16 protein-coding genes and 2 pseudogenes are annotated in these 15324 nt (G+C 57.9%); 10 read left to right on the top strand and 8 right to left on the bottom strand.

The features are described 5' to 3' along the window. The first annotated feature begins 2 nt into the window (after positions 1–2). From ACR3EG_RS21705 to ACR3EG_RS21695, 3 genes are all read left to right on the top strand, one after another. Positions 3–479 (top strand): YHS domain-containing (seleno)protein, encoded by a 477-nt coding sequence (locus tag ACR3EG_RS21705; protein WP_480483008.1) that lies wholly within the window; start codon positions 3–5, stop codon positions 477–479. A 256-nt stretch (positions 480–735) separates the two neighbouring features. Then, on the top strand, positions 736–945 hold the full coding sequence (locus ACR3EG_RS21700) for an outer membrane beta-barrel protein (protein ID WP_480947607.1): 210 nt from the start codon (positions 736–738) through the stop codon (positions 943–945). 35 nt (positions 946–980) lie between these two features. Further along, complete coding sequence (locus ACR3EG_RS21695; RefSeq protein ID WP_480947642.1) at positions 981–1268, top strand: outer membrane protein; 288 nt, start codon at positions 981–983, stop codon at positions 1266–1268. A 51-nt stretch (positions 1269–1319) separates the two neighbouring features. On the opposite strand, the gene ACR3EG_RS21690 is transcribed toward ACR3EG_RS21695, so the two are convergent. Continuing rightward, positions 1320–2303, bottom strand: coding sequence for a quinone oxidoreductase family protein (locus ACR3EG_RS21690; protein ID WP_480947605.1), 984 nt, complete (start codon positions 2301–2303; stop codon positions 1320–1322). A 193-nt stretch (positions 2304–2496) separates the two neighbouring features. Here ACR3EG_RS21690 and ACR3EG_RS21685 point away from each other — a divergent pair, with 193 nt between their 5' ends. Next, positions 2497–3354, top strand: coding sequence for a DUF2189 domain-containing protein (locus tag ACR3EG_RS21685; RefSeq protein WP_480496653.1), 858 nt, complete (start codon positions 2497–2499; stop codon positions 3352–3354). A gap of 15 nt (positions 3355–3369) precedes the next feature. Here the strand turns inward: ACR3EG_RS21685 and ACR3EG_RS21680 are convergent. Next, positions 3370–4354, bottom strand: a pseudogene (locus ACR3EG_RS21680) (NAD(P)H-quinone oxidoreductase). A gap of 55 nt (positions 4355–4409) precedes the next feature. Next, a complete protein-coding gene (locus tag ACR3EG_RS21675; protein ID WP_480483004.1) occupies positions 4410–5102 on the bottom strand; it encodes a COQ9 family protein in 693 nt (230 codons plus the stop codon). 111 nt (positions 5103–5213) lie between these two features. Between ACR3EG_RS21675 and rpsU the strand changes: the two genes are divergently transcribed. The 3 genes and pseudogenes from rpsU (at position 5214) to ACR3EG_RS21660 (ending at position 6682) form a co-directional block, all read left to right on the top strand. Continuing rightward, a complete protein-coding gene (gene rpsU / locus ACR3EG_RS21670; protein WP_005614280.1) occupies positions 5214–5420 on the top strand; it encodes a 30S ribosomal protein S21 in 207 nt (68 codons plus the stop codon). 291 nt (positions 5421–5711) lie between these two features. Beyond that, positions 5712–5855, top strand: a pseudogene (locus ACR3EG_RS21665) (CAP domain-containing protein); the annotation flags it as partial. A gap of 44 nt (positions 5856–5899) precedes the next feature. Beyond that, on the top strand, positions 5900–6682 hold the full coding sequence (locus ACR3EG_RS21660) for a CAP domain-containing protein (protein WP_480483001.1): 783 nt from the start codon (positions 5900–5902) through the stop codon (positions 6680–6682). A 51-nt stretch (positions 6683–6733) separates the two neighbouring features. On the opposite strand, the gene ppk2 is transcribed toward ACR3EG_RS21660, so the two are convergent. Continuing rightward, a complete protein-coding gene (gene ppk2 / locus ACR3EG_RS21655; RefSeq protein ID WP_480483000.1) occupies positions 6734–7651 on the bottom strand; it encodes a polyphosphate kinase 2 in 918 nt (305 codons plus the stop codon). Positions 7652–7773: 122 nt separating this feature from the next. On the opposite strand from ppk2, the gene ACR3EG_RS21650 reads away from it, so the two are divergent. Then, complete coding sequence (locus ACR3EG_RS21650) at positions 7774–8709, top strand: CPBP family intramembrane glutamic endopeptidase (protein WP_480482998.1); 936 nt, start codon at positions 7774–7776, stop codon at positions 8707–8709. Here ACR3EG_RS21650 and ACR3EG_RS21645 read toward each other — a convergent pair whose 3' ends face one another. Next, a complete protein-coding gene (locus ACR3EG_RS21645) occupies positions 8710–9168 on the bottom strand; it encodes an Lrp/AsnC family transcriptional regulator (protein ID WP_170353602.1) in 459 nt (152 codons plus the stop codon). It lies immediately after the preceding gene. Between the two features lie 136 nt (positions 9169–9304). On the opposite strand from ACR3EG_RS21645, the gene ald reads away from it, so the two are divergent. Further along, positions 9305–10423 carry an alanine dehydrogenase gene (gene ald / locus ACR3EG_RS21640; protein ID WP_480482996.1) on the top strand — a complete coding sequence of 373 codons (1119 nt, stop codon included), beginning with the start codon at positions 9305–9307 and terminating at the stop codon, positions 10421–10423. 190 nt (positions 10424–10613) lie between these two features. Here the strand turns inward: ald and ACR3EG_RS21635 are convergent, their stop codons facing one another. Continuing rightward, on the bottom strand, positions 10614–11375 hold the full coding sequence (locus tag ACR3EG_RS21635) for a mechanosensitive ion channel family protein (RefSeq protein WP_480482994.1): 762 nt from the start codon (positions 11373–11375) through the stop codon (positions 10614–10616). Positions 11376–11637: 262 nt separating this feature from the next. On the opposite strand from ACR3EG_RS21635, the gene ACR3EG_RS21630 reads away from it, so the two are divergent. Then, complete coding sequence (locus ACR3EG_RS21630) at positions 11638–12336, top strand: glutathione S-transferase family protein (protein WP_480482992.1); 699 nt, start codon at positions 11638–11640, stop codon at positions 12334–12336. A gap of 40 nt (positions 12337–12376) precedes the next feature. On the opposite strand, the gene ACR3EG_RS21625 is transcribed toward ACR3EG_RS21630, so the two are convergent. After that, entirely contained in the window at positions 12377–12823 is a 447-nt protein-coding gene (locus ACR3EG_RS21625) for a YtoQ family protein (protein ID WP_170353606.1), read from the bottom strand. Between the two features lie 69 nt (positions 12824–12892). Next, positions 12893–15289: a phenylalanine--tRNA ligase subunit beta gene (pheT, locus tag ACR3EG_RS21620; protein ID WP_480947602.1), complete on the bottom strand. Its 2397-nt coding sequence runs from the start codon at positions 15287–15289 to the stop codon at positions 12893–12895. Between the last annotated feature and the right edge of the window lie 35 nt (positions 15290–15324).

The raw sequence follows: 15324 nt of genomic DNA, 5'->3' as shown, positions 1-15324 counted from the left end.
CCATGAACAAGATCAAATCCCTCATCGGCGGCGTTGCGCTGTCTGTAGCAGTTGCAAGCACGGCGATGGCCGCAGGCGTTGACCTGAACGCAAGCTCGACCGGTCTGGCGCTGCAGGGTTATGACCCGGTTGCCTACTTCACCGTTGGCGAAGCCACCAAAGGCGACTACCGCATCACCACGCTGCACAACGACGCTTTGTATCGCTTTGCAAACGAAGAAAACAAAGTCGCGTTTGAAGAAAACCCCGAAGCGTACCTGCCCGCATATGGCGGCTACTGCGCATTCGGCACCGCGATGGGCTTCAAGTTTGACGGCGACCCGAACTACTGGAAAATCGTTGATAACAAGCTGTACCTGAACCTGTCGGCCGACATTCAGGAACGCTGGGAAGGCGACATCCCGGGCTTTAACGAGCGTGCGGACACCAACTGGAAAGACATTGCCGACAAAACTCCGGCAGAACTGCAGGCGCAATAATCCGCCTACGCACTCCAACACAACGGCGGCAGAGCATTCTGCCGCCGTTTTTCTTTTGTTTTTAATTCACTCGCATACTTTCCCTAACCGCCTCTGCTTCGGATTGTCCGGAATGCCCGCGCTGCAGATGACCGCGTCGACTTTCCACTTTCATCCGTGAATGATCCAGCCTCTCGCTCAAACGTATTCAGTTATGTGAGCGCACGATCATCCGTAGGTCGGCACAAAAAACCAATTTGAGGGAAAGGAACACAATATGAATAAACGTCTTTTAGCAGCGGCAGGCATTGCATTTCTGGCCGCAGGATCCGCTGCTGCGCAGTCTTCTGGCAACTGGACGGGCTTCTACGGCGGTCTGCAGGTTGGTTATGCCGATATCGACACCAACGTCTCTGGCATCGACGGAGACGGCGCGATCGGCGGTATCATTCTGGGTTATGATTACGATCTGGGGATTGGGTCGTAGGTGGCGGCTTCGACTATGACTGGACCGATGTTGATCTGGGTGGCGCAGCCACGGTCGAGGATGTGTGGCGCATCAAGGCCCGTGCGGGCTACAAGGTCACGTCAGTGGGTTTGCTTTATGGCATCGGCGGATATGCCGAGGCTGGTACCGACAATCTGAGCAGCGATAATGGTTGGTTTATCGGTGCTGGTTACGAACATATCGTGGCACCAAACGTCAGCATTGGTGGAGAAATCCTGTATCACGAGTTCAACGATTTCAATTCATCCGGCGTTGATGTCGACGCCACGACATTTCAGGCCCGTGCGGCCTATCGGTTTTGATTTAACGCCCCCAGAAACGGTCCCGACACACGTCGGGACCTTACTACCAGACTACAGCTCCAAAACCGTACTTCCTGTCGTCTGACGGGCTTCAAGCGCGCGATGGGCGTCGGCGACCTGCTCAAGCGGAAAACGCTGGTCGATGTGGATTTTCACCTCATTCCCCTGCACCTTGTTGAACAGGCGCCGCGCCATGGCCTGACAGACAGCGTGATCGGCGGTGTGAGTAAACAAAGTCGGTCGCGTAATCTTGAGCGAGCCTTTCTTGGCCAGAATGGCGATATCCATCAACGGCACCGGCCCCGAAGCATTGCCAAAGGAAATCATCATACCCAGAGGTTTCAGGCATTCCAGAGAGCCGGCAAATGTCTGCGCACCAATCAGATCCATCACCGCATCGACGCCCTTGCCACCTGTGATGTCGGCGACCCGCTCGGCAAAATTCTCGGTCCGGTAATTGATGCAGTGTGTCGCCCCGTTGAACTGAGCCAGACTGCATTTTTCATCTGTTCCAGCCGTACCGATCAGCTTGATCCCCTCGGATTTGGCCCATTGGCACGCAATCAGCCCGACACCACCGGCGGCGGCGTGGAACAGAACGGTGTCACCCCGTTTCAGCGGGGTCGTGCGGTGAAACAGATACTCGACCGTCATCCCCTTAAGCATCATGGCCGCAGCCGCATCAAACGAAATATCATCAGGCAAAGGGCAAACCTGTGCGGCCGGCATCACGCGCGCCTCGCAATAAGCACCAGAGGGGTTAGCCGCATAGGCTGCGCGTTGGCCCGGTTGCAGATGGGTGACGCCTTCGCCCACCGCTTCGATCACACCAGACGCCTCCATTCCCAATGCGTGCGGCAAGTCCATCGGATAGAGACCGGTCCGCTGATAGACATCAATGAAGTTCAATCCACAGGCTTGATGACGAATGCGAACTTCGCCCGGTCCAGGATCGCCTATCGGACGGTCTTCGATCTTCAGAACCTCGGGGCCGCCGTGTTCGTGAATGACGACGGTACGTGCCGTTTTCTGCATACTCACCTCCTGTAACCTGGGGCCAAGCTAACACGCCTGCGATCCAGAGCAATCGGCACAAGCAGGTCCAAGGCAACCCAAACGCAAAAAATTATGCTATACTGGCGCTTGAGCGTTGCCGGCTGGTCCGGCCAAAGGCAACTCGTACCGGATCATCTTTGCGGCGCTGATAGGCAAACGCGAGGGGATGACGATGGTCAGGACGATAGGAAATCCGATCAGCTGGGCGGCCCAAACGCTGGGAGCCACCGGTGATCATGTTGCAGAGAACGTCACCGGAATTGGTGGCGCTGGGACACCCAAAATGCCCAAGGTTCAGACGCTGAGCTTTAGTGACCTCTGGGCGTGTCTGCGAGCGGGCTCGGAAGACTTTATGGAAACCCGCGCAGATGCGGTCTTCGTGGTATTGATCTACCCTCTGGCGGGCTTGCTGATGTTCGGGTTAGGCCTGAACCGGAATATGATACCTTTACTGGCCCCCCTGATCGCAGGTTTCGCATTGATCGGGCCTGTGGCGGCCGTGGGTCTTTATGAAATCAGCCGAAAACGCGAGCAAGGGGCCGAAGCCCATTGGCTGGATGCACTTGGCGTATTCCGGTCACCCTCGTTCGGGGCCATTCTGACACTGGGCTTCTATCTGGTGGTGCTTTTGCTGATCTGGTTGATGGTCGCGCAGAGCATTTATGTTCAGACATTGGGTCCTGATCTACCGACCTCGTTCAGCACCTTCTTAACCCAAGTCTTCACAACAAAGGCAGGCTGGGTCATGATCCTGTCTGGCATCTTGGTCGGGTTCTTCTTCGCCCTCGTCGCACTGGCCACAAGCGTGATCAGCTTCCCCCTGCTTCTTGACCGCAAAGTCGGGGTGCCGCTTGCCGTAGTAACATCAGTTCGCGTTCTGCGGCACAACCCATCGGTCATCCTGACCTGGGGTCTGGTTGTGTCCAGTGCGTTGATACTGGGCGCGATCCCGATGTTACTGGGGTTGATTGTTGTCATTCCGGTTCTGGGCCACGCCACATGGCACCTGTATCGCTGCGCCGTGACCTGAACCGGAAGACGGTGCCTAGCCGCCGATCTTAAGAACGATCTTGCCGATATGACCCGAGCTTTCCATCCGCGCGTGGGCCGCTGAGGCCTCGGCCATGTCAAACTCGCTGTCCATCACCGGGGCAATCTTGCCCGAATCCAGTAGCGGCCAGACCGCCTCGCGCAGGTCTTGGGCGATTTTGGCCTTGGCCAGATCGGATTGCGGACGCAAGGTGCTACCGGTCAGGGTCAAGCGTTTCACCATCATCATGGCAAAGTTCAGCTCGACCTTGGGGCCCTGCAGGAAGGCGATTTGAACCAGCCGCCCATCCTCGGCCAGAGCTTTGACGTTGCGCGGGATATAGTCACCGCCCACCATATCGAGGATCAGGTTCGCCCCGCCCTCGGCCCGCATGACTGCCACGAAATCCTCTTCCCGGTAATTGATCGCCTTCTCGGCCCCCAGTTTCTCGCAAGCGGCGCATTTCTCGGCCGATCCGGCAGTGGCAAAGACCCGTGCGCCAAAGGCATTTGCAAGCTGGATCGCCGTTGTTCCGATCCCGCTGGAGCCGCCGTGAACCAAAAACCGCTCGCCTGCTTTCAGACCGCCGCGTGTGAAGACATTGGACCAGACGGTAAAGAAGGTCTCGGGCAGACACGCGGCCTCTTCCAGGCCCATACCCTCTGGCACCGGCAAGCAATGGGCAGCGGGCGTAGCAACGTATTCGGCATAGCCGCCGCCGGGCAACAAGGCGCAAACCTGGTCACCAACTGAAAGCCCTTGAACGCCAGAACCTAGGGCTACGACCTCACCCGATGCCTCAAGCCCCGGCAGATCGCTGGCACCCGGAGGAGGATCATACGCACCCGCCCGCTGCAGCGCATCCGGACGGTTTACCCCGGCATAGGCCACCTTTAGCACCACCTGACCCGCAGCAGGCTCAGGCACCGGTCGGTCCGTTATCTGCAGAACCTCGGCCGCCGGGTTTGGTGATTTCTACAGCGCGCATTGTCTGGGTCATGGGCAATTCTCCTTTGCCCAATGCCTAACAGGCGAAATCAGAAAGGCCCAGACGCTTACTTGCGCGGGTTCAGCATTCCCGGCAGATCAGCCCGCATCTTCATCGGAGCTTTAACCTGACCTGCCAACCAATTCGGCACCGCAAGAAAGGGCTTGAACAGTGGGTTGCCATTCACCTGCGCCTTGAGCTTTTCGAACTGCATGACGTTGTCGATGCGGCGGTCCAGAAACTCCCACGTTCTCTGCTGGTCAGACGAATCATCCCCCAGCCAAAACAGCACGGTCGAGGAATAGACCCCCGACAACGTCGCCCGCTTGGTGTACCAGTTCACATCGTCCGATGTATCGCCAAGCGTGTCCCAGATCAGATCGCAGGTCTGCCACATCGCCTTGGCCCCATCAGCCGCGTGCATCGGCAAAGAAAACAGCGTCATCCCACGACGCACGAGTTCCTTGTCCTCTACCGCCTGAAGACGGAACCGGACAGCAGCGGCGATCCGGTCACGGAATTTCAGATCGCTCAGATCTTCGGTTTTCAGACGCTCTGCCATCGCCGCGTCCCCGCGGGCATGAAAAGCCAGGGCCATATCAACCGCACCACGAGGACAGATCGACCGTGCCAGCGTTTCATCAATACCGCAGTCACTGATGGCCATGCGAAAGCTGGTTTCCGACCAGCCATCAAACGGCACATGGGCCAGCATAGCGTCCAAAAGCTGGGTTTTGGCATCTTCGTAGGATATGGTCATGGCGGTTCTCCGGGTTCTGGCACCAGTACTAGACAAGTTAGAGCGGCTTTGCTATACGGCCACCTCCTGCAATTTCCTTGCAACTCTATCTAGAAAGGTGGTGACAACCACATGCAGGTTAGTGTTCGCGACAATAACGTCGATCAGGCGCTTCGTGCCCTGAAGAAAAAGCTGCAGCGCGAAGGCGTGTTCCGTGAAATGAAGCTTAAGCAACATTTCGAGAAACCGTCCGAGAAAAAAGCGCGCGAGAAAGCTGAAGCGATCCGCCGTGCCCGTAAACTGGCACGTAAGAAAGCACAGCGCGAAGGTTTGCTCTAAGCACCTGAAGCTCGTCCAGCTTTGGATGACACTATTTGACGACCCCCGAGGCCCCGCCCGGGGGTTTGTCGTTTTTAAGAGGGATTTCGCCGGTCCCGCCGCTTGACGATCGCAACAACTCGCCGAGACATTGATTTGCCATTTTCTCGGCGTTATCAAGCGCGGCGAATCTCTGTTTCGGTGCGCCCTCCCGCCGAAATGCGCCGATCTTTCCGACCTCACTGTTCATGTCTTTTGCCGGTTCTTTAAGTGGGTCTGTCCATTCGGACACAACACCTTAAGGAGGCAAAAATGTCTGCAGCAAGTCAAGTAGAACGGGAAATGCTGGCGTTGATCAACCAAGAGCGTACGTCCCGTGGCTTGGACCCATTACAGCTTGAAACGCAGCTCAACGATTCGTCGGAAGATCACAGCAGCTGGATGCTGGATACGGACACGTTCAGCCACACCGGGTCAGGGGATCAAGCGCCACCCAGCGGATGCAGGCGGCCGGGTTCGATCTTGAAGGCAGTTGGCGAACTGGCGAGAATATCGCCTGGCAATCAGAGCGCGGCGCGCCGGGGATCAGCGACGACGTGGCGCAACTGCACCAGGGCCTGATGAATAGCCCCGGTCATCGCGCGAATATTCTGAATCCTGATTTCAAATATATCGGCATCGGTATCGAGACCGGCGATATGCAGGGTTCTGACGCCGTGATCGTCACGCAGAACTTTGCCACAACTGATGCGGCAGTCATGCTGGACAGCGGCGGCACTGCCATGACGCCTACCCCACCTGCAGAGCCAGACCCCGCACAGCCCGATACTGATGTGACCGAGACCGAAGACCCGGTCACCGAACAGCCGGACACTGACGTCACAGAAACGGACACTCCTTCTCCGGAGCAGCCGGATACTGACCTTACCGAAACCGACGACCCAGCCCCAGAACAGCCGGGTACTGACGTCACCGACAACGACGATCCGGCCCCTGAACAGCCAGACACCGAAGACGCTGATGCAGATTGCTTCGATGTTGCGGCCTTTCTTACTGAACTAGACGCATTCATTCAGCAGCTAAAAGAAGATTTCGATCAATTCGCGTGGAATGATGACGACATGACCCCGCCTGAGACCCAGGACGACATGGATTTCGTAATAGCAGATGATTCAGTCTTGGTTGCAGACGAACTAATCTGTCCCGAGATGACGTCTGGCGGAGCCGAAGACTTCTTTTCGCTCACCTTCTTCAACGTCGATTGCATGATGGACGCGGTCTGACGCCCCAACCTGATGCGAAGCAGATCGCTGCTTCGCATCCTTTCGGACCGATCAGTATATTTTTGGCACGTGCAATTCGTCCGGCAGAACACGGCGTTCGTATTCCGGGTTGTACTTGCGATCCGGCAGGTTGACCTTTTCCTGCGGTACATCCGTGTAGGGGATCTTGGTCAACAGGTGTTCGATACAGTTCAGACGCTCACGCTTTTTGTCATTGCCTTCGACGATATACCATGGCGCTTCCGAGATATTGGTGCGGAATAGCATGTCTTCTTTGGCCTTAGTGTAGGCCTCCCACCGGATACGAGATTCCAGATCCATCGGCGACAGCTTCCACTGCTTCATCGGATCGTGGATGCGCATGAGGAACCGCAACTGCTGCTCTTCATCGGTGATCGAGAACCAGTATTTCAGCAAAATAATGCCCGAACGCACCAGCATCCGTTCAAATTCGGGAACGTCCTGAAAGAACTGTTCAACCTGATCTTCGGTCGCAAAGCCCATGACCCGTTCGACACCCGCGCGATTGTACCATGACCGGTCGAACAGCACGATTTCGCCCGCTGCAGGCAGGTGCGGAACGTATCGCTGGAAATACCACTGGCTTTGTTCCCGACGGCTTGGCGCGGGCAGAGCAACGACACGCGCAACCCGCGGGTTCAGGCGCTGCGTGATCCGCTTGATCACGCCCCCCTTGCCCGCGCTGTCGCGGCCTTCGAACAGGATACAAACCTTGGCACCCGTGTGCTGCACCCAATCCTGCACTTTGATCAACTCGGCCTGAAGACGCAGCAGGTTCCGGAAATAGACCTTGCGGTCCAGCATTTCGGGGTGCTGATCCTTGTAGATCTTGCGGATTTCCATCGACAACATGGGCTCGCTGAACTCGATCTCGAAATCTTCGTCCAGCGTGTCTTCCAGCTCGGCCTCAAGCCAGTCTTTCGAGGCGTCGTTATATTCGTCAGCCAAGGTCTGCTCCTTACAAATTCCCGGGTTCGGACCGTATCGGGCGCATGTAACCGCCTGATGTCATCGGATGAATTGATGAAGGTCTTTTCCTAAGCCTAACAGCTTACGGCGACAAGATCACTGTGACGCAAATCCGCAGCCCGTTCACTGTTGAACTGTCTTGCCAGAACGCGCCCAACCACGGCATCAAGGCGCAAACCGAACTGCAAAGGCGCGACTTTGACCCATTTTTTCGCATTTCTGCCCACGATCTGGCCGTGGCTTTTGCTGATCGCCGCCATGGTCAGCACCGTATCAGGCAAACCAGCATTGGGTATGGGACTGTTGGGGGTTTTAGAGCGGTCTCGCTGACACTGGGGCTGGTTACGCCGATCGCCGCAGGGGTGGTCACTGTCGGTTTTGCAGGCGCGTTGATACTGCGCAACCTGTCCGGGATGTGGGCCGCGCTTGGCCATATTGCACTCGTCATATGGTGCATCGCGCTCGGAGCGCATCTGGTCCCGGGATTTCACAACCTTCTGGTCCTTGATCAGGTTCAATCTGGCCCTTTAAGTCGCGATTTCACGATGTACTTGAACCTGGACAAGCCCATGGTGCTGTTCACCGTCGCTTTGGCGTGGCCCGGCATGATTGGTGGGGCTGTGGCACTGCGCAAAATCCCGTTGGCAGTTGGTTTCGCCTTACTGCCTGCGCTGTTGGCAGTGGGTTCGGCCGTCAATGCCATCCGCCCCGAGATCAGCCTGCCCCATTGGTGGGTGATCTTCGCGCTGTCCAATCTCTTCCTGACTTGCCTGACGGAAGAGGTGTTTTTTCGCGGCTATTTCCAATCGTTGATCTCTTCCCGTTTTGGCGCGGGTCTGGGGATAGCTGCTGCAAGCCTTCTGTTTGGTTTGGTTCACGCCGGCGGAGGACCGGCATTGGCAGGTTTCGCGGCTATTCTGGGCGCGGCTTGCGGGCTGGGTTACTATGCAACCGGACGTCTGTGGGTTCCTGTCCTCATGCATTTCGGCTTCAACGCCGCGCACCTGGTACTGTTCACCTATCCCGGACCGGCCTGATCAAACCGGTAATGCCGTGGTTTTGAACACGGTTCGAAGCGCAAACGAACTTTGCATCTGCGCCACACCGGGTAGTCGCGACAAGTATTGCCGATGGATGCGGGCAAAGTCCTCGGTGTTTTCAGCGACGACTTTCAGTATGTAGTCCGCCGTTCCCGCCATAAGGTGACACTCCAAAACATCCGGAATACGGGCAACGGCCTTTTCGAAGGCATCCAGAACCTCTTCGGCCTGTCCTTGCAGAGTGATCTCGACAAAGACGGTCGTCGGCACATTCATCTTGCGCGCATCCAACAAGGCAACGTAGTTGCGAATAAAGCCCTCGGATTCCAACCGTTGCACCCGTCTGTGGCAGGCCGAAGGCGACAAATTGGCCTGTTCGGACAGTTCTGCATTCGACATCCGACCGTTTCGTTGCAATGCCGCCAGAATCTTTCGATCTGTCGTATCAATGGCCATCTGCGCAATCCTTTTGCAAGTTATGGCCAAAATACCGAAAATTTTTCGGAATTAAAGCGTTCACACGGGCAGAGTTTCACAGAAATTGCGCGCAAAGTTGCCCATTATTTAAGCAGTTTACAAACGGAGAGACCAAATGAAGATCGGTTGCCCCAAAGAAATCAAACCGCAGGAGTTCCGCGTCGGAATGACCCCGAACGCTGCGCAAGAAGCGGTCGCGCGCGGCCACGAGGTGATCATTGAAACCGGAGCCGGTCAGGGTTCGGGTTTTGACAATGCCGACTACGTCGCAGCCGGAGCGCGCATTGTCGACACCGCAGCCGAAGTTTTCGCCACTGCCGACATGATCGTCAAAGTCAAAGAACCGCAGGCAGGCGAACGCAAGATGCTGCGCGAGGGACAACTGCTGTTTACCTATCTGCACCTTGCACCGGACCCTGACCAGACCCATGACCTGCTTGCTTCGGGTTGTACGGCTATCGCGTACGAGACTGTTACGGACGCCAATGGGGGGCTGCCTTTGCTTGCACCCATGTCCGAGGTTGCAGGTCGCCTCGCCCCGCAGGTCGGGTCGTGGACCCTGCAGAAGGCCAATGGCGGACGCGGTGTTCTGATGGGCGGCGTTCCCGGAGTTGGTCCAGCGAAAGTTGTTGTGATTGGCGGTGGTGTCGTGGGAACACATGCCGCCAAGATCGCCGCGGGGATGGGGGCAGACGTGACGGTTCTTGACCGGTCGCTGCCGCGCCTGCGCTATTTGGATGACGTGTTTGGCGGGACGTTCAAGAACCAATACTCGACAGCCGGCGCAACGGCCGAGCTGATCCAATCCGCCGACATGGTGATCGGCGCGGTGCTGATCCCCGGTGCGGCTGCGCCAAAGCTGGTGACCCGCGCGCAACTTTCTACCATGAAACCCGGAGCAGTCCTTGTCGACGTTGCGATTGATCAGGGTGGGTGTTTTGAGACGTCGAAAGCGACGACCCATGCCGAACCGATCTATGATGTTGATGGCATCATGCACTATTGCGTCGCCAACATGCCCGGAGCTGTCGCCCGCACATCGACCATCGCGCTTGGCAACGCCACCATGCCCTTCATGCTGGCGTTGGCCGACAAAGGCTGGAAACAGGCCTGTCAGGACGACCCTCATCTGATGGCCGGACTGAACATACATGCAGGTAAGCTGACCTACTACGCCGTCGGCAAAGCACTCGGGATCGACGTGGTGTCCCCCAACGTCGTCATCAAGGCTTAAGATACTCCCGCCCCTGAAAGCGCCCTCTGACGAGTGCGTTTACAGCGTTGGGCGTAGCGCCGCGCTGATCGCGCGGCGCGGTCGAACCTCTGACCAACGTTGCAACAAACGAAAAAGCGCCGCGCGATCAGCGCGGCGCTGGGCCCAACCGGAAAAAGGCATTCCAATGCCCGTATGACGGGCGGGAGCGTTATGCCTGTTTTTGAATCTCGACCGAATGCGGATAGGGAATCGATACACCCTTGGCATCGAACGCTTCTTTAACGGCCTTCGTGATTTCAAACTTCACGTCCCAGTAATCTGCAGCGGCACACCACAGCCGCGCCGTCAGATCAACCGAGCTGTCGCCCAGATTGGTCACACGCACCCACGGTTCAGGATCGTTGTGAATACGATCATCGGCCTTGGCCACATCCAGAATGATCTGCATCGCCTCATCAGCGCTGTCGCCGTAATCAATCCCGAAAACCAGGTCCACGCGTCGCGTGTCATGGGCCGAATAGTTGGTGATCACCGTTCCCCAAGCCTGCCCGTTGGGAACAATGATCTGCACGTTATCCGGCGTCACCAATTCGGTCGTAAACAGGTTCAGGTCCTGTACCGTCCCAGCAGTACCGCCGATATCCACATATTGACCCAGCTTGTAAGGCCGGAACACCACCAGCATCACGCCCGCCGCCAGATCGCTGAGCGTCCCTTGCAGCGCCAGACCGATAGCCAGCGATGCCGCACCCAAAATGGCGACAATACTTGTGGCCTCAATCCCGAAAATCCCCAGAACGGCGACCAGAACCATCGCCAGGATAGCCCATTTCACAAGGCTGGCCATAAAGTTGCCGAGAGTCGGGTCAATCTGCGGGGTCGCGTTGATGCGCCGGCGCACCATACCGCCTATCGCACCGGCCACGATCCAGCCCAAAATCAGAACAATCAGTGCCTTGACTGCATTCATAATAAGCGGAGCAAACGCTCCAACTTGCGTTACAACCTCGTCCACACGTCTCTCCTTATGCGAGCTATGCAAAACCCGCGACACGCGCGCGGGATACACAAGATTGTGAGCGAGAATGCGCCTCTGGTCTAGGTGCGGAATGACCTGGTTTTCCCCTCTGTTGCGAAATGCACAAGAACTGACCGGGAATGCACAGGTGCTCTACTGGTAACACATTTAGTCAGTGCTTACCTCAACTCGGAACCTTTTACAGGAGCGCACCATGCTTGACACCGCAACTCATCCAATTACCGGCCGCTGGCCTGCCCAGACACCCGACAGGTTGCAGCTTTATTCCTATCCAACGCCAAACGGTGTCAAAGTTTCGATCATGCTGGAAGAGATTGGCCTTCCTTACGAGGCACATCTGGTCACACTCGCAGATTCAGATGTCAAAAGCCCCGAGTTCCTGTCGCTGAATCCAAACAACAAAATTCCTGCGATTATTGACCCCAACGGCCCGGATGGCGAGGCTGTATCCCTGTTCGAGAGCGGCGCAATCCTGCTATATCTGGCAGAGAAAAGCGATCAGTTGATGGGCGCGACCGCAGCGGACAAAGCCCGCGTGACGCAATGGCTGATGTTCCAGATGGGTGGCCTTGGCCCGATGTTCGGTCAGCTTGGCTATTTCCACAAATTCGCCGGTAGCGAGATCGAAGACCCTCGCCCCCGCGAACGTTACATCAACGAAGCCAAGCGCTTGCTCAATGTGCTAAACACACAGCTTGAAGGGCAGGAATGGATCGCGGGCAGCTATTCAATTGCCGATATCGCCATTGTGCCGTGGCTGCGAGGCTTGGACTATTACGGTGTGAAAGAGCTGCTTGGATGGTCTGATTTCGCCAACCTTCAGCCATATTTGGACCGCTTTCTGGACCGCCCAGCGGTCCAGCGCGGATTGGTTATCCCTGCGGCTAGCTAAGGCAGATCGGGGGCGAGGCATTGCCCCGCCCCATCGACCGCTATCCGGGCAGTTGCCCGGTCAGAACATAGCGCAGAACCTCGACCACCTGCGCGGGGTGCTCGGCCACGGCCAAAGCTGCGGCGTCGACCTCTTTCAGCGCGTGCTGATGGTCGGGGCCGTGCAGCACGATCAGGGATTTGCCCAGAGCGGCAGCGTACCCTGCGTCGAAGGCCGCATTCCACTGCTTGTACTTCTCGCCAAAGCGGACCACGACCACATCCGCATCCGCGATCCCCTTACGGGTGCGGATCGCGTTGACCATCGCGCCCTTGTGATCGTGCCAGTATTTGTTCGGCTCAGCCCCCAGAATGGCCACGCCGCAATCGTCGCTGGCCGCGTGGTCGGTCACAGGGCTGTTAAAGGTGATTTCCAGCCCCTGCGCGCCTTCGATGATCTGGTCGCGCCAATCGGTGTGAATCTCGCCCGAGAGGTAAACGTTCAGCATGTCTTGCTCCTCCTGAAATGAAAAAGGGGCGCGTCCGGCCCCTTTTGTCTTGTTATCGTGCCCCACCGATCAGCCGCGCAGAACACCGCCCGTGGCCTTGGACACTTTGGCGATGATCTTCTGACCAACCGCCTCGATATCCTCTTCCTTGAGGGTCTTGTCCGTCGGTTGCAGACGTACGGTGATGGCCAGCGATTTCTTGCCCTCACCCAGGCTGCCACCGATGAATTCATCGAACACGCGTACATCGTCGATCAGCGCCTTATCCGCGCCTGCCGCCGCGTTCACCAAGGTCAGAGCTTCGACATCCGCATCAACCACAAAGGCAAAGTCACGTTCCACCGCCTGCAGATCGCGCAGTTCAAGCGCCGCGCGGGTGGCCCCGGATTTGCGCGGCAGAGGCACTTCGTCCGGCCAGATGGTAAAGGCCATCGCCGGACCCTTGATATCCAGCGCTTGCAGGATGCGCGGGTGCAGTTCACCAAACACGCCCAGCACCTTTTTCGGACCCAGGCAGATTTTGCCATGACGGCCCGGATGCCACCACGCATCACCATCGCGCAGGACCTGCACCTTCGCGGGCGCTCCGATCGCGGCCAGTACGGCCTCGGCATCGGCTTTGACGTCAAACACATCTACCGCGCGCGCGGCCCCGTGCACATCTTTGGGACCATCGCGGCCCACCAGCAGACCAGTGATCTGGGTTTTCTGGTTGCCGGGCTCACCGCCGTGGAAAACAGGGCCAACCTCGAACACGGCAACATCGGCAAAGCCGCGCGCCTGATTGCGGGCGGCCGCCTGCAGCAGGCCGGGCAGCAGATCGGGGCGCATATGGCTCATTTCCGAGGAAATCGGGTTTTCTAGCTGAGTCGCTGCATCGCCACCGCCGAACAGCGCAGCGGACGCCTGATCAATGAAGGTATAGGACACACATTCATTGTAGCCCAGCGCCGCGCAGGTCCGGCGGGCCATCGACTGACGGCGCTGCGTCGGTGTCATCACCGCCTTGGGGATGCCATCGGTCACTCGCGGCAGCGGTTTGCCCTGCAGCTTGGTCAGCGAGGCAATCCGCGCAACCTCTTCCACCAGATCGGCCTCGCCCATGACATCGGGGCGCCAGCTGGGCACATGGGCCATCTCGCCTTCAAGGCGGAAACCCAGACGGGTCAGGGTCTGGCGCTGTTCGCTTTCGGGTATCTCCATCCCGACCAGCGACTGCACCCGCGCCGCATCCAGCTTGTAGGCGCGCGCGTGGTTCGGGGCCTTCCCGGCCTCAACAACCGAGGATACCTCACCGCCGCAGATATCCAGAATCATCTGGGTCGCCTGCTCCAGCCCCTCACGGGTGAATTGCGGGTCAACGCCGCGTTCAAAGCGGTAACGCGCGTCCGAGTTAATCTTCAGCGCACGGCCTGTCAGGGCGATCTGCACGTGATCCCAGAAGGCGCTTTCAAGGAAGACATTGACCGTCTCATCGGTACAGCCGGTTTCCTCGCCGCCCATGATACCCGCGATAGATTCTGCACCCTTGTCGTCCGAGATCACCATCATACCGCGCTGCAGGGTGTATTCCTTCTCATCCAGCGCCACCAGCGTTTCACCACCCTTGGCGCGGTGGACCCGCAGGTTACCCTGCACTTTGTCGGCATCAAACACGTGCAGCGGGCGGTTCTGGTCGAATGTCATGTAGTTGGTGATATCCACCAACGCCGAAATGGGACGCAGACCGATGGCTTTCAACTGATCCTGCAGCCATTGCGGGCTGGGGCCGTTCTTGACGCCCCGGATTACACGACCGGTGAAATGCGGCGCGCCGTCCAAGGTGTCGTCGTCAATCGTCACCTTGATCGGGCATTCGAAATCGCCGGCGACTGGCGCGTGGATATGCTCTTTCAGCGTGCCAACCCCACGCGCTGCCAGATCACGAGCGATGCCAGCCACACCCAACGCATCGGGGCGGTTCGGCGTGATCGCAATCTCGATCATCGGATCGACCTTGGACGGGTCATTCTCGGCCAACCAGTCGACGAAGCGATCACCGACCTCGCCCGAGGGCAGTTCGATAATGCCATCATGCTCGTCCGACAACTCCAGCTCACGCTCGGAGGCCATCATGCCAAAGCTTTCGACGCCCCGGATCTTGCCGACGCTGATCGTTATATCCAGACCGGGGATATACATGCCCGGTTTGCAAACCACGACAGTGATGCCTTCGCGCGCGTTGGGCGCGCCGCAAATGATCTGCAGATCGCCCTCATCGGTTTCCACCGTGCAAACGCGCAGCTTGTCGGCGTCGGGGTGCTTTTCTGCGTGCTTCACATGGCCCAACGTAAAGCCCGCCAGCCGGTCCGCCGGGTTCACGATCTCTTCGACCTCTAGCCCGAGGTCGGTCAGCGCCTCGGCCATCTCATCAACCGACGCGTCCGTGTCGAGGTGGTCTTTCAGCCAGGACAGAGTGAATTTCATTGCTCGGGGCCTTTTTGGCAGATATCCAGTCGGCA

The organism is Ruegeria sp. AM7, assembly GCF_056535965.1.
This window is presented reverse-complemented; position numbering and strand designations above follow the sequence as displayed.

Excerpts from the sequence above, each read along its gene's own strand:
- ACR3EG_RS21675 (WP_480483004.1), bottom strand. The coding sequence starts at position 5,102 with ATGACCATATCCTACGAAGATGCCAAAACCCAGCTTTTGGACGCTATG.
- ACR3EG_RS21660 (WP_480483001.1), top strand. The coding sequence starts at position 5,900 with ATGCAGGCGGCCGGGTTCGATCTTGAAGGCAGTTGGCGAACTGGCGAG.
- ald (WP_480482996.1), top strand. The coding sequence starts at position 9,305 with ATGAAGATCGGTTGCCCCAAAGAAATCAAACCGCAGGAGTTCCGCGTC.
- ACR3EG_RS21705 (WP_480483008.1), top strand. The coding sequence starts at position 3 with ATGAACAAGATCAAATCCCTCATCGGCGGCGTTGCGCTGTCTGTAGCA.
- ACR3EG_RS21630 (WP_480482992.1), top strand. The coding sequence starts at position 11,638 with ATGCTTGACACCGCAACTCATCCAATTACCGGCCGCTGGCCTGCCCAG.
- pheT (WP_480947602.1), bottom strand. The coding sequence starts at position 15,289 with ATGAAATTCACTCTGTCCTGGCTGAAAGACCACCTCGACACGGACGCG.
- ACR3EG_RS21685 (WP_480496653.1), top strand. The coding sequence starts at position 2,497 with ATGGTCAGGACGATAGGAAATCCGATCAGCTGGGCGGCCCAAACGCTG.
- rpsU (WP_005614280.1), top strand. The coding sequence starts at position 5,214 with ATGCAGGTTAGTGTTCGCGACAATAACGTCGATCAGGCGCTTCGTGCC.
- ACR3EG_RS21645 (WP_170353602.1), bottom strand. The coding sequence starts at position 9,168 with ATGGCCATTGATACGACAGATCGAAAGATTCTGGCGGCATTGCAACGA.
- ACR3EG_RS21635 (WP_480482994.1), bottom strand. The coding sequence starts at position 11,375 with ATGAATGCAGTCAAGGCACTGATTGTTCTGATTTTGGGCTGGATCGTG.
- ACR3EG_RS21700 (WP_480947607.1), top strand. The coding sequence starts at position 736 with ATGAATAAACGTCTTTTAGCAGCGGCAGGCATTGCATTTCTGGCCGCA.
- ACR3EG_RS21625 (WP_170353606.1), bottom strand. The coding sequence starts at position 12,823 with ATGCTGAACGTTTACCTCTCGGGCGAGATTCACACCGATTGGCGCGAC.
- ACR3EG_RS21690 (WP_480947605.1), bottom strand. The coding sequence starts at position 2,303 with ATGCAGAAAACGGCACGTACCGTCGTCATTCACGAACACGGCGGCCCC.